Source organism: uncultured Oscillibacter sp. (assembly GCF_910587525.1).
GTDB lineage: Bacteria > Bacillota > Clostridia > Oscillospirales > Oscillospiraceae > Oscillibacter.
In genome coordinates, this window is the sequence record NZ_CAJULS010000127.1 from 1 (window position 1) to 6,705 (window position 6,705).

Sequence of the window (6,705 nt, forward strand, 5' to 3'; positions counted from 1 at the left end):
CTGCTGTTGGCTACGGAAACCGTATAGCCGTGATCCTGCAAATGGGTGGAAAGCAGCTCGGTCAGGATTGGTTCATCATCCACGACCAAAATTCTGTATGCCATGGGGACACCTCCAATCTTTTTCATCATATAGGGAGAAAGTCAAAATTTGGTCAAGAAAAAGCTCAATGGCATATTTCAATTATATACTGTGGAGCGTCAAGTATCAATTGTGCAAAAGGAAGCCGATTGAATTATATACCCGCTCCCAAAATAGCGGCAGGTCTTGCTCACCTGGTTACTCCTTCACTTCCTGCTCTCAAAACCAGCAGCAGGCTCATAGTGCCCAAAAAGAAATTTGCGGAGTGGGTGTCGTGGCACACCCTGGGAGGTGCGGAGTGAAGCACACACTGTGGCCCAAGCGTGATCCTGTCAAGAATTACTTCCAACTACCCGACGTATTAGGTAGTGTTCACATAAGGAAAAAAGTAGGATATAATTAGAAATAGGGAACAGAACATGGAACAGTATGAGAAGATCCAGGAATGCTATCCAAAGCAAAGGAAACTGGCGAAAACAAGTAACCTGGAAGTATTGAACGCAGTGCTGTACATCGTGGAGAACGGGTGCAAGTGGAGGAGGCTGTCCCAAGAATACGGGGATTGGCCTGTGATTGATGTCCGGGTAAACCGTTGGGCGGACGAGGGGTGGATGGAACACCAAGCTTCATATGGTCGCCGCATCTGGTCGGGATATTGTTTTTCTTTCTTTTGTTTATCTTGTACTTATCATTGACGCCCTGATGTGAATACTGCCTAGTTTGCCGCGGCCCGCTTGCCCCGGCGCTTGATGTTCCTCTCAAAGGTCCGTTGTGCAACCTCGGCGCTATACACCCGCCGACCATACTCGTCTACGGCCCCGGTGTATCCCTTCGGGAGCTCCTTGTAAATCGTGGCTACATGAGACCCAACCCTGTCAGCGATCGCCGCTGCGGGAGTGCCTCCGTTGTGGAGCCTTTTCAATCTCTGCCCGCTCACTCGGCCCGAGATAGTGGAGTTTTCGGCCCATGTTCCCCGGCCCTTCTTTCCCCCAAAACACAAAAAAATTGAAGTGCATCGAGCTCTTTCGAGCTTCCGCACTTCAATGGTAAATCAACAAACCTCCCCTCTCGGCAAGGTTTCCCTTTACAAATAAATCTTCCTCCTATATAATACTATGGCTAATGAAATTGGAAGAAACGGAGAAACGCCATGGCTTTGATCGAATACGACGCCTACAAGCAGAAGCTCCGGGACCTGCGGCCGGAGCTGGACAAGCTCTCCGCCGCCCTGGACATCGACAGCGCCCGCCAGGAGGCCGCGCGGCTGGAGGACGAGACCGCCCAGGACGGTTTCTGGAACGACCTGGAGCGCTCCCAAAAGGTGCAGCAGCGCCTCAAGCAGCTCCAGAACAAGGTCACAAAGCAGGAAAAGCTCCTCACCGCCTGGGAGGACCTGACCGCCCTTTGTGAGATGGGCCAGGAGGCCGAGGACGAGGAGATTCTGGAGGAGCTCAAGGGAGAATACGCCACCCTGGAGAGCCAGGTGGAGGAGACCCGTATGACCACCCTCCTGTCAGGGGAGTACGATAACTCCAACGCCATTTTGCAGTTCCACGCCGGTGCCGGCGGCACCGAGGCCCAGGACTGGGCCCAGATGCTCTACCGCATGTACACCCGCTGGGTGGAGCGGAAGGGCTTCACCTATAAAATCCTGGACTATGAGGACGGGGACGAGGCGGGCATCAAGTCCGCCGCCATCTCCATCGAGGGAGAGAACGCCTATGGCCTTTTGAAGAGCGAAAATGGCGTCCACCGCCTGGTGCGGGTCTCCCCCTTTGACGCCAACGCCCGCCGCCAGACCTCTTTCGCCGCCGTGGAGGTCATGCCGGAGATTGAGAACGACGAGACCATTGAGATCCGGGAGGAGGACATCGAGATGCAGGTTTACCGGGCCAGCGGCGCCGGTGGCCAGCACGTCAATAAGACTTCCTCCGCCGTGCGGCTGATTCACAAGCCCACGGGCATCGTGGTGGCTTCTCAGCAGGAGCGCAGCCAGTTTCAGAACAAGGACAACTGCATGAAGATGCTCCGGGCAAAGCTCCTGGAGCTGAAAGCCCAGCAGCACGCGGAGAAGATTTCCGACATCAAGGGCGTGCAGATGAAGATCGAGTGGGGCAGCCAGATCCGCTCCTACGTGTTCATGCCCTACCAGATGGTGAAGGACACCCGCACAGGCTACGAGACCGGCGGCATTGACGCCGTGATGGACGGGGACCTGGATGGTTTTTTGAATGCCTATCTGACCCAGCTGGCAACCGGGGAGCTGAAGAAGTAAAGAAGGAGTTTCGCCCCGTGTTCCCTATTTTCCAGCCTATGAAAGGCGCGGCTGTAAGAGCCGCGTCCTTTTTCAGTGAATCCCCGTATATACAGAAAGGAATATCAAGATGAAAAACAACCCTCAGCAATCAACGCAAGAGAACAAGATGGGCGTTATGCCCATTGCCCCGCTGCTTGCCGGCATGGCCATTCCCATGATGATCTCCATGCTGGTCCAGGCCCTCTATAACGTGGTGGACAGCATCTTTGTGGCCCGGCTGAGCCAGGACGCACTGAACGCCGTCTCCCTGGCCTTTCCCCTGCAGAACCTGATGATCGCCGTAGGCGGCGGCACCGGCGTGGGCATGAACGCCCTCCTCTCCCGCTCCCTGGGAGAGAAGGACCAGGACCAGGCCGACCGGGCCGCCAATACCGGCATCTTCATCTTCCTCCTCAGCGCCATCATCTTCGGTGTCTGCGGCTTCCTGCTGGCCCGGCCCTTTTTCCTGGCTCAGACGGACATCGCCTCCATCGTCAACTACGGCACGGACTACGCCCGCATCTGCCTGGGGCTGTCCATCGGCATTTTCAGCCAGTTCTGCTTTGAGCGGCTGCTCCAGTCCACGGGCCGGACGGTGTACTCCATGGTCACTCAGCTCATCGGCGCGGTCATCAACATCATCCTGGACCCCATTTTGATCTTCGGCCTCTTCGGCTTTCCCCGGCTGGAGGTGGCAGGCGCCGCCGTGGCCACGGTAGCGGGTCAGATCATTGCCGCCGGTATTGGATTGTTCATCAACCTGCGGTATAACAGAGACATCCATATCCGCCTCAAAGACATCCGCCCGGACCGGGCCATCGTCCGGGAGATCTACCGGGTGGGAGTGCCCTCCATCGTGATGCAGTCCATTGGCTCCATCATGGTCTTCGGCATGAACAAGATCCTGATGGGCTTCACGGACACCGCCACCGCCGTGTTCGGGGCCTACTTCAAACTGCAGAGCTTCATCTTCATGCCCGTGTTCGGCCTGAACAACGGCATGGTGCCCATCATCTCCTACAACTACGGCGCCGCCCGGCTGGACCGGGTGAAAAGGACCGTCCAGCTCACCGCCGCCACCGCCACAGTAATCATGTGCGTGGGCTGTGCCGCCTTCAATCTTATTCCGGGGGTCCTGCTGGGATTTTTCAGCCCCTCGGCGGAGATGCTCTCCATCGGCACAGTGGCCCTGCGGGTCATCAGTTTCTCCTTCCTGCTGGCGGGGTTTGACATCATCGCCGGATCGGTCTGCCAGGCCATCGGCAATCCGGTGTATACACTGATCTGCTCTGTGTGCCGCCAGCTGGTGGCCCTGCTGCCGGCGGCGTGGCTCCTGGCCCGGACGGGGATTCTGGACCTGGTGTGGCTCTGCTTCCCCATCTCAGAGGTGGTCTCCCTAGTGCTGAGCATCATCTTCCTGCGGCGCACCATGCGCCGGGTTGAAGCCCAGATCGGGCTGGCGGATTGAGAATTTTAAGGAGCTGCAAATCACGCCTGGCGGCCGAGAGGCCGCCGGGCGTGTTATCGCTAAATCTATGAACGCATATGCGTGGTACCGCTTTGTCCCAAAGCGCAGTGCCTGGATCTGGTGGGGACTGCCAGATATCTGTCTCGGTCTTTGGTTTGAGACAGTATGGGACTGAAATGCTCAGGGGCTGGTCTTGGCACGGCCAGATGGCAGGATACGTTTGAAACTCACCGTTTTTGACCGCCAGCTGGATGCACCGGACCGTTTTGCCGTCCAATGTCCCGGGCTGATCTCCCCGCCCGTTGGGCGCCCAAAAGCCCCCGGCCATGCCTCGCCTTTACCGCGGTTTTCCCCGTTTGTCCATCCAGATTTTTCGGTCTTTCCATCTGGAGCAGTTCCCGGAAATAATGAGAAAAAGGAAGCAAGGAGGGGAATGCAGAACAAGGCGGAGGACGCGGGCGGGTGACGCCTGCGAAGGACGGCAACGCAGCTATGCGCTTCCCGGACGCTGAACTTTTCTCAGCATTTTGGGGAATTGCTCTAGATTGTCCACATTTTAGAAATCCCTTTTCAGATTGGTGTTGCCAAAAGCCGCTTCGTCAAACCGCGCGTCAAAATATCCAAAGGGAGCAATCCCCTGTTGATGGATGACTGTCCGATAAAGTGGAATTTATTGAACTGCAATTCTCAAAAGGAAAAAATCAAATCCTTGCCGTATGCTTTGCACAATTTCTACATAGACAGGTTTTTCAAAAACAATCTCAAATAATTTTTTGTTATATCCAGCAGTGCAGTGACACCATGTTAATGAATTTGAATTTTTTGCTTTTTCTAACATAGGACATTCACAAGAAAACATTTTTGTATACAATTCTTTTCCAAACTATGTTTCAACCTCATTAACTCATCTATTTCTAATGTCGGAGAAACTTGCTCTGGCATAGAAAAATTTTTCATGTTCTTTCCCCTTAAATCCCGGTTTGTCAAATAAATTATAGCGCATAGTTTCTAATATATCAATGTGGTTTTGTAGAAACTGGCGAAGTTATAGCCCAGCAGAACTTTCCTTAAAAGGGACTTTTAGAAATGTGGCTGGACGGGCCGGGATATCTATGCTATACTGATTTAAAGCGGCGATATGAGCCCTGAGCGGTCTTTTTGGCGTGCCCGGATTCATACCGCCTTCTTCTGTTCAAAATATCCAAAACCAATTCAAAAATGCCGCGCCGCGGAGGAAGACGAGGAGACAATCGATGAGTACGGAAGGAAAGAAGAGACATAAACAGTTCACCAGCAGCTGGGGCTTTGTGCTCTCGGCTGTGGGCTCGGCTGTGGGCATGGCAAACGTGTGGGGCTTTCCCGCCAAAATGGGCAGCAACGGCGGAGGCGCATTTTTGATCGCGTACCTGGCCTTTATCCTGCTCTTCGGCACCGTGGGCCTCTCCGCCGAGTACGCCGTGGGCCGCCGGGCCCGCACCGGCACCCTGGGCTCCTACCGTATGGCCTGGGCCAGCAGGAAAGAGAATCTGGGCCGGGCAGGCGGCGTTCTGGGCTGGCTGCCTCTGGCGGGCTCCATGTGCATCGCCATCGGCTACGCCGTCATCATCGCCTATGTGCTCAAGGCCTTTTACGCCTCTGTCACCGGCTCCCTCATGACCGCGGACACCGCCGCGTGGTTTGAGGGGTTCTCCCTGGCGGACTACTCCGTGATTCCCTTCCACGTAATTGTAGTGGTGGGCACCCTGCTGACGCTGCTGCTGGGGGCCAGGAGCATTGAGCGGAGCAACAAGGTGATGATGCCCCTCTTTTTCATGATCTTCCTGGTGCTGGCCGTGCGGGTGGCCTTCCTCCCCGGCGCCGCCGAGGGATACCGCTATATGTTCTCCTGCCGCTGGGAGGAGCTGCTGGACCCCATGGTATGGATCTGGGCCATGGGACAGGCCTTTTTCTCCCTGTCCATCACCGGCAGCGGCATGATCGTCTACGGCGCGTATCTCCACCCGGAGGAGGACGTGGTGTCCCTGGCCAAGCAGACCGCTCTCTTTGACACCATCGCCGCCCTGGTTGCCGCCCTGGTCATCATCCCCGCCTGTTTTGCCTATCAGCTGGATGTGGGGGCCGGTCCCTCCCTGCTGTTTGTCACCCTGCCCAGAATTTTGCAGGACATTCCGCTGGGCAGGCTGTTCGCCGTCATCCTCTATACTGCCATGGTATTTGCCGGAGTCAGCTCCTTGCAGAACATGTTCGAGGCGGTGGGGGAGTCGCTGCTGCACAAGTTCCCCCAATTAAACCGCCGCTGGGTGCTGGCGATCCTGTGCGTCGTCTGCCTGGGCGTCGGGGTGAATATGGAACCCATCTTCAAGTGGGGCCCCTGGATGGACATTGTCTCCATCTATATCATCCCCATCGGCGCCACTCTGGGCGCGGCCTCCTGGTTCTGGATCATGAAGCGGGAGGATCTGATGGCGGAGATCAACCGGGGCGCAAAGCGGCCCTCCGGCAATGTGTGGTACGGTTTGGGGCGGTATCTCTACGTCCCCTGCGCTGTGATTCTCTGCTGTGTGGCGCTGTTTTTGAAGGTAGCCTTCTGACCTGAGTCCCGTAGCAGAAGGGCGGCGCCGGTAAGGGGCAGTCCAATAAAGAAGCATTGCAAATTCAAGGGAAACGGCGCAGTGAAAGCTACGCCGTTTCCTTTTCGCGCTTGGGAACTTTACCGGCAAAGTTATAAATGTTCCCGCCTTGATTTTACTGTACAGCTCGGCTATGTCGCTTCGGGCTCCTTGGCCCGGTTCCTCCGGTATCTCTCCCCATTCCTCGAACGTGTCCGGGACGCTCGTGTCCGCTTTCTTGTCCTTGGCCC

At 56.0% G+C, this 6,705-nt stretch carries 5 protein-coding genes; 4 read left to right on the plus strand and 1 reads right to left on the minus strand.

Annotated elements, in window-relative coordinates:
• The first annotated feature begins 500 nt into the window (after positions 1-500).
• From QZ326_RS13445 to QZ326_RS10455, 3 genes are all read left to right on the plus strand, one after another.
• Positions 501-776 (plus strand): transposase, encoded by a 276-nt coding sequence (locus QZ326_RS13445; RefSeq protein WP_365329055.1) that lies wholly within the window; start codon positions 501-503, stop codon positions 774-776.
• 455 nt (positions 777-1,231) lie between these two features.
• Entirely contained in the window at positions 1,232-2,356 is a 1,125-nt protein-coding gene (gene prfB, locus QZ326_RS10450) for a peptide chain release factor 2 (protein ID WP_295744922.1), read from the plus strand.
• Between the two features lie 109 nt (positions 2,357-2,465).
• Positions 2,466-3,845 (plus strand): MATE family efflux transporter, encoded by a 1,380-nt coding sequence (locus QZ326_RS10455; RefSeq protein WP_295744924.1) that lies wholly within the window; start codon positions 2,466-2,468, stop codon positions 3,843-3,845.
• A gap of 670 nt (positions 3,846-4,515) precedes the next feature.
• Here QZ326_RS10455 and QZ326_RS10460 read toward each other — a convergent pair.
• Entirely contained in the window at positions 4,516-4,704 is a 189-nt protein-coding gene (locus QZ326_RS10460) for a DUF6144 family protein (protein ID WP_365329060.1), read from the minus strand.
• A gap of 394 nt (positions 4,705-5,098) precedes the next feature.
• Here QZ326_RS10460 and QZ326_RS10465 point away from each other — a divergent pair, with 394 nt between their 5' ends.
• Positions 5,099-6,436, plus strand: coding sequence for a sodium-dependent transporter (locus tag QZ326_RS10465; RefSeq protein ID WP_295744928.1), 1,338 nt, complete (start codon positions 5,099-5,101; stop codon positions 6,434-6,436).
• Positions 6,437-6,705 lie beyond the last annotated feature (269 nt).